Raw genomic sequence first — 17,214 nt, forward strand, 5'->3', positions numbered from 1 at the left:
GCCCGCACCACCCCGCCCGCTGGAACCCGTACGCCCGCCGGGGCCGCCGCCGCGTCCCCTGCCGCGCCGGCGCCCGCACCCTCGGCGAAGCTCCCGGCCGCCGCTCCGTGGCGGCCGGGACCGGGCGAGATCGAGCCCGCGGCCAAACTCGCCGCCGTACGGCTCGTCGAGGCGCTCGGAACCTGGCCGCCCGGCCGGGGCGGCCCCCGCGACGCGGCGGCGCGGGCCGCGGCGCTGGGCATCGCGGCGCCCCTGGCCGCCCGGCTCGCGGCCCAGGCGGGGCCGCTGACGCCGACGGCGGACCAGGCGGTCCTCCACGTGATCGACGCCCAGTACGGCGGCCTCCTGCCGGATACCGCGAGCGTCCTGGTCCCGTACGCCCAGTCCACCCGGACCGGCCCCGCCGTCCACGAGGGCGGCACCACCGTCGACGTCCGTCTCGAACGCACCCGCGCGGGCTGGGCCGTCACCGCCCTGCACCCCGGCCGCCCCGGGCCGCCCGCGGCAGCGCCCGGAGCCCCGGCGCGGGCGGTGCTCGCCCGGCCGCGGATCGAGCTGCCGCCCGCCGCGGCCGCGGACATCCGCAGCGGCGCCGTGCACGAGAGCGTGCTGCGGGCGATGCTGAGGCTCGCCGACACGTACCGGATGTCGGTCAGCGTGGTCCGCTCGGGCCACCCGGCGAACGTGTTCGGCACCGGCCGGCCGAGCGACCACCCGCCCGGCCGGGCCTTCGACGTCTGGCGCATCGACGGCCGTCCCGTCGTCGATCCCGCGACCCCGCGGAGCCTGATCGCCGCGTTCATGCGCGCGGCCGCCGCCGCGGGCTCGTACAACGTGGGAGGTCCCGTACGGCTTTCGGGTGGCACCCGGCCGAACCAGTTCTTCTCCGACGCCACGCACCACGACCACGTACACGTCGGTTTCGCCGGCTGAAGCCGTCCCCGCGTCGGCACGCGGGTGAACACGCCCGCGTTCCGGGGCGGATGCTTGTAGCATTCCTGCCCATGTCGAAGCCTGACGACCTGCTCGTCGCCATCGCCGCCGCGGTGGAATCCCAGCAGACCAATCAGATGTCGTTGACCGTGCTGGTGCAGGGCGCCGTCATCACCGGCCGCCTCGCTCCCGAGAGCGCGTGGCGCCGGCGGGTGGCCGAAGTCCTGGCGGATTCGGACCGGCTCGGTCCGTTCGCGAGCCTCTTCATGGACCCCGCAACGGACACCGAAGGGGACGGCGCCGCCCGGCGCCGAGCCCCGGAGTCCCCCTCCTACCTCCACTTCCACGTCGCCCGCATCCTCCAGGGCACCGTGGGCATCCCCGAGACCGGCGGGATGTACCGGATCGCGATCAAGGACGTCAGCGCCTGGACGATGGGCGACTTCAGCTACTCGGAACCCTGACGGCCCGCTCGACGGGCCCGTCCGCGCCGCCACCCCGCCTGACCGAATTACGTGCTTCGTCCAGGCATGAAATGTGGTGTGGATGGTACACGCAGGGTGTCCCGGTGCACTCCGGTACCGGGGCGCTGGGAGGTCGTCGTGATTGTTCTCGGAGTGATCCTGCTGGTCCTGGGGTTCCTCTTCGGAATCTCGATCCTGTGGACGATCGGCCTGATCCTGGTCGTCATAGGCCTCATCCTGTGGGTCCTGGGCGCCGTCGGGCACGCGGTGGGAGGTCGCAAGCACTACTACTGACGTCGGCACCCCCACCGTCGGCGGCCGCCGCTGCGCCATCCGGGCGAGTGGGCGGCACGCCGCCGGACCGGGCGCTGTCTCCCGGGGCAAGGTCGAACGCGGGCCGGCCGAGACCGGCGGGCCGGACGTGCACCAGGAACGGGAGACAGCGCATGGGGCAGCGGAACAAACGGACGGTGACCGCGATGGCCACGGTGGGCCTCGGCCTGGGACTGCTGCTCCCGGGAGTGCAGGCGGCCGCCGCGCAGGCGCAAGCGGGCGCGGCGCACCCGGCGCCGAACGCGGCCCCGGCCGCCGAGTCCGCCGGCGGGCACGTGAAGGGCGTCGTGGTCAGCGGCGCACCACTCCACGTGCGGGCCAGGGCCACGACCACGGCGAAGGTGCTCAGCACGCTGGACCCCTTCGAGAAGGTCGAGCTGTCCTGCCAGGCCAAGGGCGGCTGGGTGGAGGGCAACAACATCTGGTACCGGCTGCACGGCGAGCCCGGCTGGGTCTCGGCCCGCTTCGTCCACAACTACACCCCCGTCCCGTGGTGCTGACGGGCGGCGTCCCGCGTCGTCCCTAGCGGTCCGCGGTCGGGCGGTCGCGCCACAGCCGCCTGAGCAGCGGGCGCCCGGTGCGCCGCGTGCGCGCGTGGCGGTCGAGTTCCTCCACGAGGCGCTCGGAGCGCTTCTCGACCCCCAGTTCGTCCAGCACCCGGTCGGCCTCCGCGAGCAGGGCCCCGTACAGCTGCCACGTCCCCGGCCTGGACCGCGCCTCCTCCAGCAGCAGGCGCGCCGCCCGTTCACGGCTGGCCCTCGCCGCCGAGAGCTCCTGTCCCAGCCGTACTTCCGCCTCCTGCGCACTCGTGCTGATCTGCGCGGTGATGAGTACGGCGAAGTTCTCGACGGCGATCGCCATGTGGGCGAACAGCTCCCGCAGCGCGTCGGCGAGGGGCTCGGAGAACAAGGGGCCGTCCGTCCGCGTCGTGGCCAGGTCGGTCAGCGTGCGGCAGCAGACCCGCAGGACGACGGCGCAGATCTCCAGGGTGTCCAGTCCCGTGCGGAGCACCAGCCGGAACAGGAGCCCCTCCTTCACCCGGGGGTTGAGGCGCAGGCTGTCCTCGGCCTGGCGCAGCGCCGAGTCCACGTGGGCGATGTCGTTGTCCAGCCGCCGTGCCTCGTGCAGCCGGGCCGCCGCCTTCTCCACGGGGGTGTGTTCCGCCAGCTCGTCACCGAGGTGGAGCAGCAGCTCGCGCATGCGCCCGGCGAGTGAGGTGATTGCCTCGCTCGCCGGAGCCACCCACACGGGCGGTGCGAGGAAGACGTTGAACAGGAGCCCCACCACCGCCCCGATCAGGGTTTCCAGCACCCGGTCCCAGGCGACGACCGCCACCTGCGTCACGCCGAGCACCAGCATCGCGCTGATCGCGACCTCGGGCACGAACTCGTCGACCCGCACCAGATGGCCCACGACGAGCGAGGTCAGGATGACCAGGCCCAGGGACCACCAGGTGAGGCCGACGAGGGCGCTGAACCCGATGGCGACGAGGACACCGGCGACGACGGAGTTCACCCGCCGGATGCCGGTGGTGAGGGTGGTGTAGAGGGTGACCTGTACGACGAGCAGCGCCGTCAGGGGCGCGGTCAGCGGAGCCGGCTCATTGCTGAGCCAGAGCGCGACGACGTAGGACACGACGGCCGCCGCCGTCGAGCGGACGGCCTGTACGACGACAGGATCCCGGCGGCGGCGGGCGAGGGAGCGTACGGTGACGATCACTTCCGGCATACGTGCCAGCCTTCCCGGACTCGGCGGCACCACGCGTCACACTGATCACTTCCTCACCACCGTACGCGCCCGGGTTCCGTCCGGCGGCGTGCGTACTCCGTCCGGCCTACGCCGCCCGTACCCCGCCCGTACGCGGCCTTCCGCGCGAGCGGCCCGGCCTCGGAGCCGGTCGTGCGGCCCGGGGCTAGGGTGGGCCCGGGGGTGGTCGAGGGAGGTCGGAGCCGGTGTCGACGTCAAGCCACGAGGTGTTCGGGGCGCCCTGCTGGGTCAGTCTGATGGCCCGTGATCTCGATGCCGCCCAGCAGTTCTACGGCGCCGTCCTGGGCTGGGGGTTCCGCCCCACCCGCCTCGGGGAGGGGTTCTCCGTCGCCATGCGCGACGGGGCACCGGTCGCGGGCATCGGCGCACTGGCCCGGCGGCTGGGCATCCCGGTGGCGTGGACCCCGTACTTCGCCGTCGACGACGCGGACGTCACCGCCGCCCGGGTGCGCGAGCGCGGGGCCACCATGGCCGTGGGACCGCTCGCGTTCGGAACCGGCCGGGCCGCACTCGCGGCCGACCCCGACGGCGCGGTCTTCGGGTTCTGGCAGGGCGAGGTGATCCCGGACTGGACGGCCCACCCCGGCGGTGCGGCCGCATGGCTCGAACTGCGCACCCGTGACGCGTTCGCGGCGGCCGTGTTCTACGGCGAGGTGCTGGACTGGGCCTGCGAGCGCTCCGGATGCTGCGACGTCTCGTACGAGCACGGCCACGTCGTCGTCCGGCGCGGCCGGGACACCGTGGCCCTGATCAGCGGCGGTGCCGTCGAAGAGGCCCCGGACCCGCAGGTCCGGCCCCGCTGGCACGTCCATTTCGGCGTACCGGACCTGGAGGCCGCCGTGGAGACCGCCACCCGGCTCGGCGGCCGCACCGTCTCACCCGTCCAGACCTCGACCACGAGCCGCCGGATCACCCTGAGCGACCCGGACGGCGCCCTCTTCACCCTGGTCACCCCCCGGAACGGACTCGCCCCGGGCCGGTGACCCGGGCCGCGGCCGACCGCGAGCGGCCCCGGGCGGCGGCCTTCCGGCGGCCGCGGCGTTCCGTCGTCAGCGGACAGGTCTGTTCACACGGGCTGCCCGGTGTGATCATGATCCTTTCTCGGACGCCGAGTTGGGGGACCAGAGCATGGGCTTCGTACTGTCGCTGGACGCTGCCGCCGCCACGCTGGAGACGGCGGGGGGCAAGGGGGCGGCCCTGTCCGAGCTCGCGCGCGCAGGGCTGCCCGTACCGGGCGGGTTCCACGTGACGACCGCCGCGTACCGGGAGTTCGTCACCTCGACCGGCGTGGCCGACCGCATCCGCGCGGAGCTCGCGGACGCGTCCGGACCGGACGGCGGTCCCGGCACGGGTGCCGGCGCCCGCATCCGGGCGCTCTTCGAGGAGGGCCCGCTGCCCGCCGCCCTGGAGCGGGCCGTCGCCAAGGCGTACGCGGAACTCGGCGACGGGGCGCGCACGGTCGCCGTCCGGTCGTCGGCCACGGCGGAGGACCTGCCCGACCTGTCCTTCGCCGGCCAGCAGGACACGTACCTGAACATCACCGGCGAGAGCGCCCTGCTCGAAGCCGTCCGGCGCTGCTGGGCGTCCCTGTGGACCGACCGCGCCCTCGCCTACCGCACCAGGGCGGGCATCGTGCACGAGGACGTCTCGCTCGCCGTGGTGGTGCAGGAGCTGGTCGCCGCCGATGCCGCCGGGGTGATGTTCACCGTCGACCCGCTCCGCGGGCGTGCCGACCGGCTCGTGGTCAATGCGGCCTGGGGCCTGGGCGAAGCCGTCGTCAGCGGCCTGGTCACCCCGGACACCCTGGCCGTCGACCGGACGACCCTCGCCGTCGTGGAGGAGCACATCGCCACGAAGGAGGTGATGACCGTACCCACTCCCGACGGCACCGCGGAGCGGCCGGTCCCCGCAGACCTGCGCGACGCCCCGGTCCTCAGCACCGCACAGGCCGCCGAACTGGCCCGGCTCGGAATCGCGATCGAGGAGCTGTACGGGGAGCCGCGCGACGTCGAGTGGGCGCGCGAGGCCGGTTCCTTCCGCATCCTCCAGGCACGGCCGATCACCACCGTCGCGGCCCCCCGGCCCGAGGTGTGGAACGACAGCACCGGCACCGACTCCCTGTGGACGAGCGCCAACCTGGGCGAGGCCGTCCCGGACGTGATGACGCCCGCGACCTGGTCGTTCGTCAAGTCGTTCATGGGCGACGTCATGGTCGGGGCCAGCCTGGAGGGGCGCCCGATGTACGGGAACATCGGCGGCCGCTTCTACATGAACCTCAGCGTCACGGCCACCCTCGCGGCCGCGTTCGGGCAGGGCCGGAAGTTCGCCCGGGCCAACGAGCTGGTGTTCGGCCGCCTCCCGGAGGGGATGGGCATTCCGCTGCTGCCCGCGTCCCGGACGCGGATCTGGCGGGACACCATCGGCGAGGCGTTCGCGGTGATGAGCCGCATCCGCGCGAACGGGAAGCAGCTGCCGGCGTTCCTGGAGGAAGCGCCCGGACGCTGCGAGGAGCTGCGGGCCCGCGTCGGCGCCGCGGCGACCGCGCAGGACCTGTCGGCCCTGTGGGAGTCGCAGGTGGCGCCGTACTTCCGCCGCTGCTGCCACATGCTCCAGGCCGCCACCCGCCAGGGCGGCGACTCCCTCGTCAAGGTGCGCGCCACCCTGGAGTCGCTGGTGGGCGAAACGGACGCCGACCTGATGACCACCGGCCTCGGCGACGAGGGCCAACTGGCCAGCATGGGACCGCTGCTCGGGCTGGAGCGGCTCGCCCGCGGCGAGATGGACCGCGACGGCTACACCCGCGCGTACGGCCACCGGGGCCCGCACGAGTTCGAGGTGTCCCTCCCGCGGCCCGCCGAGGACCCGCGGTGGATCGACCGGCAGCTCGCCGCACTCGGCACCGTCGAGGAGGACGCGGCACTGCGGCTCGCGCGGCAGACCACCGCCCGCGCGGAGGCGTGGGACCGGCTGGCCGCCGCACACCCCCGGCGGGTGGCGGGCATCCGCGGAGCGGTGGACGACTGGGCGGCCTCGGCACGCCTGCGGGAGGCCGCCCGCACCGAGATCGCCCGCGTCTTCTGGCTGCTGCGCACGTTCGTCCTGCGCGCCGGCGAGGTCAGCGGGGCGGGGCAGGACCTGTTCTTCCTGTCCCGCGAGGAGATCCTCGCCGTGCTCGGCGGCGACCGCGGACCGCTCGCCGCGGTGCCGGCCCGCCGCGCCGCGTACGAGGCCTACCGCGCGCTGCCCGCGTACCCGACCCTGATCCGGGGCGAGTTCGACCCGGCGACGTGGGCCGCCGACCCGGACCGGCGGGCCGATCGGTTCGACGCGCAGGACACGACACCCGCGACGGACACGGTCGCGGGCTCGCCCGCGTCCGCAGGCGTGGTGGAGGGCATCGCCCGGGTCGTCGCCACCGTCGAGGAGGGCGAGGTCATCCGGCCGGGCGAGATCCTGGTGACCACGGTCACGAACATCGGCTGGACCCCGCTGTTCACGCGGATCTCGGCGATCGTGACGGACGTCGGCGCGAACCTCTCGCACGCCTCGATCGTGGCGCGGGAGCTCGGCATCCCGGCGGTGGTCGGATGCGGCAACGCCACCACCCGGATCCGGTCGGGGGACAGGATCCGCGTGGACGGCGGCCGCGGAACGGTGGACGTCCTGGAGGCCGCGGCGCCGGCCCCGGCCCCCGCATCCGGCTGATCCCTGCGCCCACGTCCTGACCACACCCCGCCCACGAACGGATGAGCTGCCCGGTGCCCCAGCACGCACAGGCCATGCGCCGCCATTTCCACGAAGCCGCGGCGCGACGCGGATTCTCGATCGCCCCGGCTCAGGAGGCCGCCGTCGAGCGGCTGTCCCGGCTGGCGGCCGAACTCGCCCGGCCCGCCTGGACGTTCCCCAGGCCACCCCGCGACCTGTACGTCTGGGGCCCGGTGGGCCGCGGCAAGAGCTGGCTGGTGGACACCTTCTACGAGGGACTGCCCGCAGGGCGCAAACGCCGCCTGCACTTCCACGACTTCTTCCGCCGGCTGCACGACGGGGTGACCCGGCCGGGTGCCCGCCACGACGGGCAGAGCGCCGTCGACAGCGCTCTCGACGACCTGATCGGGGACAGCAGGATCCTGGTCTTCGACGAGTTCCACGCGCACGACGCGGGCGACGCGATGCTGATCGCACGGCTGTTCCGCACCCTGCTGGACCGCCGGATCACCCTGGTCACCACGTCCAACTACCCGCCCGCCGGGCTGATGCCGGACCCGCTGTACCACCACCTGTTCGAGCCGACCATCGCACTCATAGAGGAGCGGATGGACGTCCTGGATGTCACGGGCCCGGTGGACTTCCGCCGGCTCGCGGCGCCCGCGCCCGCGGACGGCGGCCGCCGGTTCGCGACGGGCCTGTGCCTGCCCCCGGGGGACGCCGCCCTGGAGGCGCTCGGCCTCACCGCCCCGGCAGCCGCGGAGGCCATGGCCGTCCCCGCACACCTGCGGGAGCTGCCGGCCCGCGCGGTCCGCGGCGACCTCGTCTGGTTCGGCTTCGACGCGCTGTGCGAGAGCGCGACGGCGGTCCCCGACTACCTGGCCCTCGCCGAACGGTTCACCACCCTGGTCCTGGACGGCGTACCCCCACTGGCCGAGGCCTCCGCGGACGGCGGGCAGCGGTTCGCCAACCTCGTGGACGTCGCCTGCGACCGGGACGTCCGGCTGGTCCTCATCGGCTCCGACCCGCTGACCGCGCTCCCCGCCGGCCAGGCCCCGACCCGCGACCTGGACCGTACGGCGAGCCGCCTGGCGATGCTCCGGCGGGCGGCCTGAGCCGGCCCGCCGGAGGACCGGCTAGCCGCGTGCCGCGAAGGCCTTCGTGAAGGCCAGGGGCTCCTGCACGATGGACGAGCACGTCGCGTCGGCGGAGTTCTTCGCGCCGCCCGGGCACTGCTTGTCCCGGGCGCCCGACCACATCGCGAGCCAGCCGAGGCCCTTCGACCGGGCGAAGCCCACGAGCTGCGTGGCGTCGTCCACCGTGAAGACCTCGCTGGAGACGTCGTTGACGCCGATCATCGGGGTCACGGCCACCGTTTTCCACGCCGCCGCGTCGCTCAGGCCCAGTACGCCCTTGATCTGCGCCTGCGTCGCGGTGGCCGCCTGGATGGCGTACCCGCCCATGTCGCCGCTGTACGCCGGGCCGTAGTCCATCGCCATGATGTTGACGGCGGACACCGCCACCCCGTTCTGCCGGGCGTTGGCGACCAGGTCGACGCCGGGCTGCGTGAGCCCCTCGGGCATCACGGGCAGCGTGAAGGACACGTCCAGCTTCGGATGCGCCTTCTGCAGCTGCGCGATGGCCTGCGCGCGCCGGGTGTTCGCCGCGGTGTCGGGCAGGGCCGCGCCCTCGATGTCGAAGTCCACCTTGGTCAGCCCGTACGTGTCCACCACCTTGCCGTAGGCGGCGGCGAGGGCGGCGGACGAGGTGCACGCCAGCCCCAGCTCGGAGCCGGACGCACCGCCGAACGAGACGCGGACGTCCCCGCCCTTGGCCCGCAGGGCGGCGATCTGCGAGGCGACCCGGTCGTCGCCGAGGGCCGTGACGCCGCCCCAGAGCGGGGTGCAGCCGCCGCCGGAGGTGATGAAGGCGAGGTTGAACTCCTTCACGCCCGTCTTGGCCGCGGTGTCCAGCAGGTCGAAGGCGGGGTAGAGCGAGGTGTCCACGTACGGCGCGAACCCGGCCGCAGCCGTGCCGCCGCCGCCCGGCGGGACGGTCGGGGTCGGCTTCGGCGTGGCCGTCTCGGTGGGCTGGGCGGAGGCCGTGGGCGAAGCCGTCGGCCGGGCGGTGGGCGAAGCCGAAGCCGTCGGTGCGGTGGTGGGCCGGCCGCTCGGGCTGGGCGTGGGTCCGGTGGCGGGGGAGCACTTCTCCTTGTTGATCAGGCACCCCGTCGGACTGGCCGCGCTGTCGCTCGCCTGGGTCACGAACCCGACGGTGACCGAGCTGCCGGCCGTCAGCCCGGCCGTGTCCCACCGGGCCGGCTTGACCGTCACGTGCTGTCCGTTGACGGTGTGTTCGCCGTTCCAGAGGGAGGCGAGGGACGTGCCGGCCGGCAGGTCGAACTCCAGCGTCCAGTCCTTGAGCGTCCCGCCGCTGCGGTTGGTGATGACGTACTGCCCCGTGTAGCCGGTGGTCCAACTGCTCGCCTTGGTGAACACCGCGCCGACCGACGCGGCCTGTGCGGTGCCGGTCAGCACCAGGGCGGTGCCCCCGACGGCCGCCGCGACGGCCAGCGCCGCGGCCGCCTTCGTCCGGGCGCTCGTCGTACGGCGATGGGAATTGCCAGCCATGAGGACCTGCCTCTGTGTGGGGATGAGGTTCGAGCAGCACGCTAGCGACCGGAAAACGGACAAACGTGCGGTTCGGTCCCCGTCCCCGCGTTCTTGAGGCGGGCTTAAGGAGCGGATCGGGAAGGGTTAATTCCGCGGGCGGGCGGCGGGTCCGGACGGTCCGGTCCGGGCCGGTCTCCCGGACCGGCCCGCCCCGCAGGGACTACTGCCGCTTCCTGGCGAGGTCCCCCTGGAAGGCCTTCGCGCAGGTCGCACTGGTCTCGGTGGCGATGAACGAGACGACCAGCAGGGCGCCCGCCTCGCCCTGGTGGCTCGCCTTCAGCGTCCAGCCGCTCCTGTCCGGGGACTTGACGACCGCTGCCGGCCGGTCGACGGCCCGGATCTCCTTCCGGCCGTCCTCGGCCAGGGTCGCGACCGTGGCGTGGTGGGAACTGCGGGAATCGGAGACCTTCTTGGCGTCCGCGGTCCAGGAGACCGTGCGGGACGTCAGGTTCGCCGGTACGACGTTCCCGGACTGCTCGGTGAAACCGGCCGCCGTCACGGCGTTCACGGTCTGCCCCTTCACCGCGGCGGCGTCGACGGTGCCACCGGCGGCCGCCCCCGCCGCGGCCGCCGGAGCCGAGGAACCCGCCGTCGGCGCCTGCCCGTTCCCGTCCTGATTGGAACCGCTCTCGCTGCCGCACCCCGCGGCCAAGAGCATCACTCCGGCAGCCGCGGTCGCCCACTTCACCTTGCGCACTACGTTTCCAATTCACCGTGCACGGGGGCCTGATGACCCCGCGATCAAGGAAGCAGTCTGTCACGCGGTGTGCGCGAGGCCCGGATCGCGCCCCGCGGGAGCGCATGCGGCGATACCGTGGGGGAGATTCGACGACACCCTCCTGGAGCCTGTCATGAATGAGGAAGGGGCCGGCGCTCCACGCCGGTTGCTGGAACCGTCGGCGGTCGACGCGGTGCGCGCGTACGCGGCACAGACCCGGGCCAAGGCGGACCGGATGGCCGCGGTCCTGGAGGACATCGCGGCCAACGGCCTGCCGGCCGTGGACGACTGCACCCCGTGGGAGGCACTGCGCGAGCAGGCCCTGGCCCGGCTGTCCGCCCACCGCGAGAAAGCCGCCTGACCGGATGCCCCGCAACGACCGACGGCGCGCCCGGATCGCCTTCAGCGACTCGGCGGCCAAGCAGCTGGAGGAGATCACCGACGAGGCGGCCCTGCACGCCCTCGACCGTGCGCTGGTCGCCCTCAGCGTCGACCCCGAACTCGGCGATCCGCTGCCCTCCGCCGTGGACCGGGTGCCGCTGCGGGAGTACACCGATCCGGTCGAGCCGGTCAGGCTCCTGTACTTCGTGACGGCGCTGCACACCGTGATCGTCGTGGCCTACGTAGAGGCCTGACCCCGGCCGCGGACGGGGCCCTGGACCGCGGGGCTGCGAGGGGTACGGCCGGACGGGGTGCCGGAACTGGTGACGATCCGGTCTCGGATCGCGTGGTCACCGTTGCTTCCGGTGCGGGCGGTCCGTTTGGCGGTCATGGAAGCTTCTACGCGTCCAGTCGTGTCGCCGGACGTTTCATTCGCAGAGCTGGGCGGCGCGTACTGGATCGACTCCGATTCGTCCCTCCACGGCACGGAGGAATGCGGCCAGTGCGCCCTCCTCCGCGAGGCCTTGAGCACGCCTCGTGCGACGGCGGGCGGCGAGACCACGGTCTTACGGGCGGACCCGGCGGCGGAGACCGGCGGCTGCCGCGGCATCGGCTGGATGCTGACGGCGGGGCGGCCGTTACTGGTGACCTGCGCGGCGATCACCGTCACGGCGGCGCTCGTCACCGTGGCGCTCGGCTGAGCCCACCGCGCCCCCGCCGCCATCGCCGCTGCCGGGGCCGGCGTGCCCGTGACCGTGTCCGTGTCCGTGCACCAGGGCCCGGCCCAGCGGCGTCAGCGCATGCCGGACACCGGCCCCGTCCCGCTCCGTCGTCAGCAGGCCGGCGGAGCGCAGGACGGTGGCGTGGTGGCTCGCCGTGGCGGGCGACGTCCCGGTGCGCCGGGCCAGTTCGGCCGTGCCGGCCGGGCTCTGCGCGGCGTGCAGCGTACGGGCGCGGGTGTCGCCCAGCAGCGCGGCGAGCGCGCCGTCGGGGCCGGTCGGGGCGGCCGCGCCCCAGACCGCCTGGTAGGTGGCGAGGTCCCGGGCGACGGGGTAGCGCAGGACGAGCGGCCGCCCCGGGTCCGCGTTGTCGCTCAGCACGAGCGGCCGGGGCCAGAAGAAGGTCGGTACGAGCACCATCCCGCGGCCGTCCAGCCTCAGCTCCGCGGTCAGCGCACAGGGCACGGTCAGCACCGGAGCGGCCCAGCCGATCTCCGGGTGCAGCGTGCCGAGCAGCCCGCCGACCCCGGAGTCGGCGGCCGCCAGCGCCCGCCGGGTGCGGTCGGCGTGCGCGGTGGCCACGAGCTGGGCCCAGTAGGGGGCCACCGCGAGGTCGTGGTAGCGCCGGACCGTCCGGTGGACGAGACCGCTCCACTCCCGTTCGCCCTCGTGCAGTGCGTGCACCCAGCGCGGGGCACCCGGCCGGAGCTGCCGGGTGGCGTGCTGGTCCGCCCGCCACTGCCGACGCGGCAACGACCAGGTGTGGTCGAGGCTGTCGCCGAGGGTGGCCGCCGAGGCGTGCAGGAACGCCTCCGGGACGTACTCGCCGGCACCGCCCGGCACGAGGTCGAGCAGCGGCTTCATCTCGGGCCGCAGCCCTCGGCGGGTACGGCGCCGCCAGCCGTCGAGGGCGATCCCGCCCATCTCCCGGGACTGGAGCAGGGGCAGGCTCAGGATCGTTTCCGCGAGCGGATCGGGGGCGCGTGCGATACGGACGCGGGCCAGGTCGTCGGGGGCGAAGTGGATCCGCAGCACCGGCTGTCCTCCCAGGAGTCGGCTTCGCCACCGCACCGTAGTCGGCGGTCCCGGGCGAGCGGTCCGGCCCCGGATTTCCGGCCTGAAAGGCACTGCGTTCCGGTGGGCAATGTCCGGATTCGAGGGATGTCGAAGGGCTTTGAGCCGGAGCGTCCCGTCCGGCAGGACACGAGGCCGGTGCCACGATCGTCCGGCGCGGGCGCAACCACCCCCGGGGCCGGCGCCGGGAGTTCGACGGGAGCGACGGCCGGCACACCCACCGGAACCGGGTGGCCGGACCGCGCCCGGAGGATGCGGGCATGCCGTCCGGCAGCCGGCGCGAGATCCGCCGGATGCCCTGCAACGGCGGCCCCGGGCAGCTCGGGCGGCGACCGTTGCACCGCCAGTGCGGTTGTACGCGCCACCGGCGCGGCCGCACCGCAGCCGCCGACGGGCCGTCAGTCCTGCGGGCCTTTCCGGGAGTCGGCCCGTGCGCGTAGCGTGGTCACATGACGACGACACCGGCTGAAGCGGGCGGGCCGAACGTGCCGCCACTCCCTCCCGTCCCGCAGCCGGATGGGACCGCCGCCCGGGACGGGCGCGGCCGCCCGCGGATGGAGATCCGCAACCGGCAGACCGCCGGCCTGACGTTCCGCGCCGACCCGTGGGCCGCGAAGAAGGCCGGGGCGCGGGCGACCGCCACGGTCCGGGCCTGGGGATACCCGCACCTGGACGAGCCGGATCTGGACTGCGCCGTACGGCGTCTCGTCCAGGCCGCGGTCGCCGACGGCGGCAAGCGCGTCAGCGTGCACCTCGCCGACCAGGACCAGCGCATCCTCGCGGTGGTCCTGAGCCATGTCGCCGGTGCCGAGGCGCAGGACGACACCGTGCTGGCCGACGTCGCGGCCCTGCGCACGGTCGTCGGCTGCGGCACCGACGTCGCACCGGACGGACGCCGGGTATGGGCCCTGCTCGACGCCGCACCCCGCGCGCCGCGCGGTGCGGCGGGCGGGTGACGGCCGCTCAGGAGGGCATCGCGGGGGCCGGGTTCCGGCCGGACCGCGCCCGCGCCCGCGCCGCACCGGGCCGGCGCCGCCTGCGGTGCAGCAGCGCGTCGAGGGACAGCGCCGGGGCGCCCGCCAGGATCAGCGGGATCCAGGCCACCAGGTACACCAGGTCGTTGCCGTAGTAGTACGGGGTGGTCTGCCAGCTGATGGTCAGCCACAGGCTGAGCGAGATCAGGGCGCCGCCCAGGGCCGCCATCCGGGTCAGCAGCCCGGCCAGGGCCCCCAGTCCGACGGCCAGTTCGCCGAACGCCATGGCCATGCCGAAGGCCACGGGGTTCTGCGAGGAGAAATCGATCAGCGCCGGGAGGGCGGCCGAGTCCCGTACGGCCTCCATTTGCTGTCCGATCGAACCGTCACCGGTGGCGGACAGGAACGCCGTGTCGGTCAGCTTGTCCAGACCGGCGTACACGAAGGTGATGCCGAGGAAGAGGCGCACCGGCAGGAGCGCGTACTCCGCCGCTCGGTCGCGCAGACCGGAAGGTGTCGTAGTCACGCCCTGTACACGCGGGAACCCCCGCCACGGTTCGGCCGGATTTTTTCGGTGAAGACGCGTTGAACCGTCCTGCGCCCGTCCGCGTGTTCCTGCTGAGGCTGGAGTGGCAAGGGATGCTCCGGTCCGCTTCCGGTACGAGAAGGAGATACGGCCATGGGCGACACCACGCGTCGGCGCACGGTTCTCGCGGCGGGCGCCGCCACGCTGGCAGGCACCGTCCTGAGCGGCTGCGGCAACGACGGCGGCGGCGACGGCTACGGTTCGGCGGCAGGCAACGCACCGGCCGCACCCCCGGCGGACGCGGCGGGAGGCGCCGCCGGAGCCGGAGCCGGAGCCGGAGCCGGCGGTGGAGGTGGCGGTGGCAAGACGCTCGCGCAGACGTCGGAGATCCCGGTCGGCGGCGGAAAGGTGTTCAAGGACCAGAAGGTGGTGGTCACCCAGCCGATGGCGGGCCAGTTCAAGGCCTTCTCGGCGACCTGTACGCACCAGGGCTGCTCGGTGGCGACGGTGACGGACGGGAACATCGTCTGCCCTTGCCACCAGAGCCTCTTCAAGATCTCGGACGGAACGGTCGCCGGAGGACCGGCCAAGAGTCCGCTGGCGGCGGCGAAGATCGCGGTGGAGGGGGACAAGATCACCCTCGCCTGACGCGGGCGGCCCGGCCGGTGCCTTCGGGCGGGCCGTCGCCGGCCGGGGACGGCCGCCGACGACCCCGGCGGCACCGGCGTGCCCGTGCCCTCGGGGGCGCCGAGCCGTCGAGGAGGGCATGGTGGGTGGCGTGGACGTCGATGTGGAGGCGATTGCCGACGAGCTGTACGGACTGGTCCCCGGCCGGTTCACCGAGGCCAGGGACGCGCAGGCGGCTCGGGCGCGGAAGGCCGGCCAGCCGCAGGCGGCCAAGGCCATCACCGGGCTGCGGCGCCCGACGCGGGCCGCGTACGCCTCGAACCTGCTGGTCCGGCGGCGCCCGCAGGAGGTGGCCGCCTTCCTCGAGCTCGGTGACGCGCTGCGCCGGGCGCAGCGCTCACTGGACGGCACGCAGCTGAAGGCCCTGTCCCACGAGCGGCACGCGGTGGTCGCCGCACTGGCCCGTACCGCGCGGCAGCTCGCCGGGGAGGAGGGCCAGAGCCTCGGCGACGGCGCCGTGCACGAGGTGGAACAGACCCTGCACGCCGCCCTCGCCGATCCGGACGCCGCCGGGCGGTGGTCGGGCGGCCGCCTGTCCACGGCGCTGGAACCGCCGGTCGGGTTCACCGGTCTCCCCGCCGTGGCTCCCGTACGCCCGCAGGCCCCCGCCGGCGACACGCAGCGGCCGGCGGCGCGGCCGAAGCCGTCCCGCGCGGAGCAGCGGCGCCGCGTCCGACGGGCCGAGGAGACCCGCGCCGAGGCCGAGGCACGCGCGTCGGAGCTGCGCGCGGCCGAGCAGGAGCGGCGCGACCACGAGCGGGCGCTGGCCGGAGCCGACGCGCGCGTCGCCGAACTGGACCGGCAACTGCGCGAGGCCAGGGCCGTCCGGGCCGATGCGCGGCGCGCGCTGGCCGAGGCGGCCGGCCGGGCCCGGGACGCCGCCCGCGAGTCCGCTGCCGCGCGCAGGAGGGCCGATGCGGCCGCGGACCTGCCGGCGGATCCCTGAGCGCCCGCCCGTGCCCGTCGCCACCCGCCGCCGGGCGATGCCGCGCGATCGGCGGGACACTGGGGCCGGGGGGGCGATGCCGGACGGACCGCGGCGAACGGAGGACGGCCACCATGCTCGGAGACAGCAAGGGATTCAGCGGTTACTCGGTGGACGACATCGAGGGGGCCAAGGGTTTCTACGGCGGGACGCTCGGCCTGCGGGTGTCCGAGGACAACGGTCTGCTGACCCTGCACCTCGTCGGCGACACCGAGGTGATGCTCTACCCGAAGGACGACCACCGGCCCGCGACCTTCACGGTGTTGAACTTCCCCGTGGACGACATCGACCGGGCCGTCGACGAACTGGCCGGACGCGGCGTCACGTTCGAACGGTACGAGGGCTTCGAGCAGGACGCGAAGGGCATCGCCCGGGAGGCGCCCGGCCCCGCGATCGCCTGGTTCAAGGACCCGGCCGGGAACATCATCTCCGTCCTCCAGCCGAACGGGATGTAGCCCCCCTCGGGCGACCCGCCGACGGCGGGCGGGGTGGCAGCACCCCGCAGGGGGTGGCTAGCCCCATGGTCGCGTTCTCTTCCAGCCCCGATGCTTGAAGCACTTGAGGCGGACTTGAGCGAGGAGGACGGCATGAGGATCGTGGCAGCCGAAGGCGTGACCGGAACGGCCCTGGCGGACGGCCGGGTGAAGGTGCGGACGGCGGGACGCGGCGAGTTCCGCTGCAGCCCGGTGGGCTCGGCGATGTGGGTGGCGCTGCGGGTCAACGACGGGCTCCTGGAGCGGGCCGCGTCCTCCCTCGCCGACGCCTGGCAGACCGACGAGGGCAAGGTCCGTACGGCGATGGCCGCCTGGGCCGACCGGCTGATGGCGGCCGGCCTGCTCGAAGCCGCGGCGTGAGCACGGGAGTTCCGGCGCCGCCGACGGCGCCCCACCGGGTGAAAGGGATCGCAGCGGGCCCCGGCGATCCCGTACGGTCCGGGCATGTTCATTGTCACCGTTACCTACACGGCCCCGCTCGATGAGGTGGAAGCGTGGAGGCCGGCCCACGGCGCCTGGCTCACGCAGCAGATCGCGCACCGCCGGCTCCTGGCGGCCGGGCGTCAGGAGCCCCTCGTCGGCGGCGTCTACCTCGCTCCCCGGATGCCCGCCGGGGAACTCGACCGCCTGCTCGCCACCGATCCGTACGTCGTCCACGGCGTCGCGGCCCACGCGGTGGTCGGGTTCACCCCGCATCTGGTCGCGGAGGGTCTGGAGGTCCTCGCCGCCGAGCAGTGACCGCACCACCCCGGTCCGGCGGCGGCCGGGGCCGGGGTGCCTAC

The 17,214-nt window shown here is 74.3% G+C and carries 21 protein-coding genes; 16 read left to right on the forward strand and 5 right to left on the reverse strand.

The window, feature by feature from the left end; all coding sequences use genetic code 11:
• The 4 genes from ACFXA3_RS12515 to ACFXA3_RS12530 form a co-directional block, all read left to right on the forward strand.
• The coding region (locus ACFXA3_RS12515; protein WP_385185723.1) for a hypothetical protein at positions 1–933 on the forward strand (933 nt) is incomplete at its 5' end.
• 71 nt (positions 934–1,004) lie between these two features.
• A complete protein-coding gene (locus ACFXA3_RS12520; protein WP_385185725.1) occupies positions 1,005–1,397 on the forward strand; it encodes a hypothetical protein in 393 nt (130 codons plus the stop codon).
• 138 nt (positions 1,398–1,535) lie between these two features.
• Positions 1,536–1,691: a DUF6131 family protein gene (locus ACFXA3_RS12525; protein WP_385185728.1), complete on the forward strand. Its 156-nt coding sequence runs from the start codon at positions 1,536–1,538 to the stop codon at positions 1,689–1,691.
• A 152-nt stretch (positions 1,692–1,843) separates the two neighbouring features.
• Positions 1,844–2,230 (forward strand): SH3 domain-containing protein, encoded by a 387-nt coding sequence (locus ACFXA3_RS12530; protein WP_385185730.1) that lies wholly within the window; start codon positions 1,844–1,846, stop codon positions 2,228–2,230.
• Positions 2,231–2,252: 22 nt separating this feature from the next.
• On the opposite strand, the gene ACFXA3_RS12535 is transcribed toward ACFXA3_RS12530, so the two are convergent.
• Positions 2,253–3,458, reverse strand: a complete 1,206-nt coding sequence (locus ACFXA3_RS12535) for an aromatic acid exporter family protein (protein WP_385185733.1) — start codon at positions 3,456–3,458, stop codon at positions 2,253–2,255.
• A gap of 275 nt (positions 3,459–3,733) precedes the next feature.
• Here ACFXA3_RS12535 and ACFXA3_RS12540 point away from each other — a divergent pair, with 275 nt between their 5' ends.
• The 3 genes from ACFXA3_RS12540 to zapE all read left to right on the forward strand — a co-directional run bounded on the left by ACFXA3_RS12540 (position 3,734) and on the right by zapE (position 8,317).
• Positions 3,734–4,480 carry a VOC family protein gene (locus tag ACFXA3_RS12540; protein WP_385185774.1) on the forward strand — a complete coding sequence of 249 codons (747 nt, stop codon included), beginning with the start codon at positions 3,734–3,736 and terminating at the stop codon, positions 4,478–4,480.
• 145 nt (positions 4,481–4,625) lie between these two features.
• Entirely contained in the window at positions 4,626–7,202 is a 2,577-nt protein-coding gene (locus tag ACFXA3_RS12545; protein WP_385185735.1) for a PEP/pyruvate-binding domain-containing protein, read from the forward strand.
• Between the two features lie 53 nt (positions 7,203–7,255).
• Positions 7,256–8,317 carry a cell division protein ZapE gene (zapE, locus tag ACFXA3_RS12550; protein WP_385185738.1) on the forward strand — a complete coding sequence of 354 codons (1,062 nt, stop codon included), beginning with the start codon at positions 7,256–7,258 and terminating at the stop codon, positions 8,315–8,317.
• A 21-nt stretch (positions 8,318–8,338) separates the two neighbouring features.
• Here zapE and ACFXA3_RS12555 read toward each other — a convergent pair whose 3' ends face one another.
• Both ACFXA3_RS12555 and ACFXA3_RS12560 read right to left on the reverse strand, forming a co-directional pair.
• Positions 8,339–9,832 carry a cellulose binding domain-containing protein gene (locus ACFXA3_RS12555; protein WP_385185740.1) on the reverse strand — a complete coding sequence of 498 codons (1,494 nt, stop codon included), beginning with the start codon at positions 9,830–9,832 and terminating at the stop codon, positions 8,339–8,341.
• 202 nt (positions 9,833–10,034) lie between these two features.
• Positions 10,035–10,571, reverse strand: coding sequence for a hypothetical protein (locus ACFXA3_RS12560; protein ID WP_385185743.1), 537 nt, complete (start codon positions 10,569–10,571; stop codon positions 10,035–10,037).
• A gap of 154 nt (positions 10,572–10,725) precedes the next feature.
• On the opposite strand from ACFXA3_RS12560, the gene ACFXA3_RS12565 reads away from it, so the two are divergent.
• The 3 genes from ACFXA3_RS12565 to ACFXA3_RS12575 all read left to right on the forward strand — a co-directional run bounded on the left by ACFXA3_RS12565 (position 10,726) and on the right by ACFXA3_RS12575 (position 11,674).
• Complete coding sequence (locus ACFXA3_RS12565) at positions 10,726–10,953, forward strand: hypothetical protein (protein ID WP_385185746.1); 228 nt, start codon at positions 10,726–10,728, stop codon at positions 10,951–10,953.
• 4 nt (positions 10,954–10,957) lie between these two features.
• On the forward strand, positions 10,958–11,227 hold the full coding sequence (locus ACFXA3_RS12570) for a type II toxin-antitoxin system RelE/ParE family toxin (RefSeq protein WP_385185749.1): 270 nt from the start codon (positions 10,958–10,960) through the stop codon (positions 11,225–11,227).
• Between the two features lie 159 nt (positions 11,228–11,386).
• Positions 11,387–11,674: a hypothetical protein gene (locus ACFXA3_RS12575; protein WP_385185752.1), complete on the forward strand. Its 288-nt coding sequence runs from the start codon at positions 11,387–11,389 to the stop codon at positions 11,672–11,674.
• Here the strand turns inward: ACFXA3_RS12575 and ACFXA3_RS12580 are convergent.
• The gene (locus ACFXA3_RS12580) at positions 11,612–12,727 is read right to left on the reverse strand and encodes a winged helix-turn-helix domain-containing protein (protein ID WP_385185755.1); all 1,116 of its coding nucleotides are present in this window, start codon (positions 12,725–12,727) and stop codon (positions 11,612–11,614) included. The genes ACFXA3_RS12575 and ACFXA3_RS12580 overlap by 63 nt on opposite strands.
• Positions 12,728–13,215: 488 nt before the next feature.
• Here ACFXA3_RS12580 and ACFXA3_RS12585 point away from each other — a divergent pair, with 488 nt between their 5' ends.
• Positions 13,216–13,722, forward strand: coding sequence for a hypothetical protein (locus ACFXA3_RS12585; RefSeq protein WP_385185757.1), 507 nt, complete (start codon positions 13,216–13,218; stop codon positions 13,720–13,722).
• A gap of 7 nt (positions 13,723–13,729) precedes the next feature.
• On the opposite strand, the gene ACFXA3_RS12590 is transcribed toward ACFXA3_RS12585, so the two are convergent.
• Entirely contained in the window at positions 13,730–14,266 is a 537-nt protein-coding gene (locus tag ACFXA3_RS12590) for a DoxX family protein (protein WP_385185760.1), read from the reverse strand.
• A 153-nt stretch (positions 14,267–14,419) separates the two neighbouring features.
• On the opposite strand from ACFXA3_RS12590, the gene ACFXA3_RS12595 reads away from it, so the two are divergent.
• From ACFXA3_RS12595 to ACFXA3_RS12615, 5 genes are all read left to right on the forward strand, one after another.
• Complete coding sequence (locus ACFXA3_RS12595) at positions 14,420–14,914, forward strand: Rieske (2Fe-2S) protein (protein ID WP_385185762.1); 495 nt, start codon at positions 14,420–14,422, stop codon at positions 14,912–14,914.
• A gap of 130 nt (positions 14,915–15,044) precedes the next feature.
• Entirely contained in the window at positions 15,045–15,899 is an 855-nt protein-coding gene (locus ACFXA3_RS12600) for a hypothetical protein (RefSeq protein ID WP_385185765.1), read from the forward strand.
• A gap of 113 nt (positions 15,900–16,012) precedes the next feature.
• Positions 16,013–16,393: a VOC family protein gene (locus ACFXA3_RS12605; RefSeq protein WP_385185767.1), complete on the forward strand. Its 381-nt coding sequence runs from the start codon at positions 16,013–16,015 to the stop codon at positions 16,391–16,393.
• A gap of 132 nt (positions 16,394–16,525) precedes the next feature.
• Entirely contained in the window at positions 16,526–16,792 is a 267-nt protein-coding gene (locus ACFXA3_RS12610) for a PqqD family protein (RefSeq protein ID WP_385185769.1), read from the forward strand.
• A gap of 84 nt (positions 16,793–16,876) precedes the next feature.
• Positions 16,877–17,170 (forward strand): YciI family protein, encoded by a 294-nt coding sequence (locus ACFXA3_RS12615; RefSeq protein ID WP_385185772.1) that lies wholly within the window; start codon positions 16,877–16,879, stop codon positions 17,168–17,170.
• The last annotated feature ends 44 nt before the right edge of the window (positions 17,171–17,214 follow it).

It is taken from the genome of Streptomyces sp. NPDC059456, from assembly GCF_042750055.1.
Taxonomy (GTDB): Bacteria; Actinomycetota; Actinomycetes; order Streptomycetales; family Streptomycetaceae; genus Streptomyces.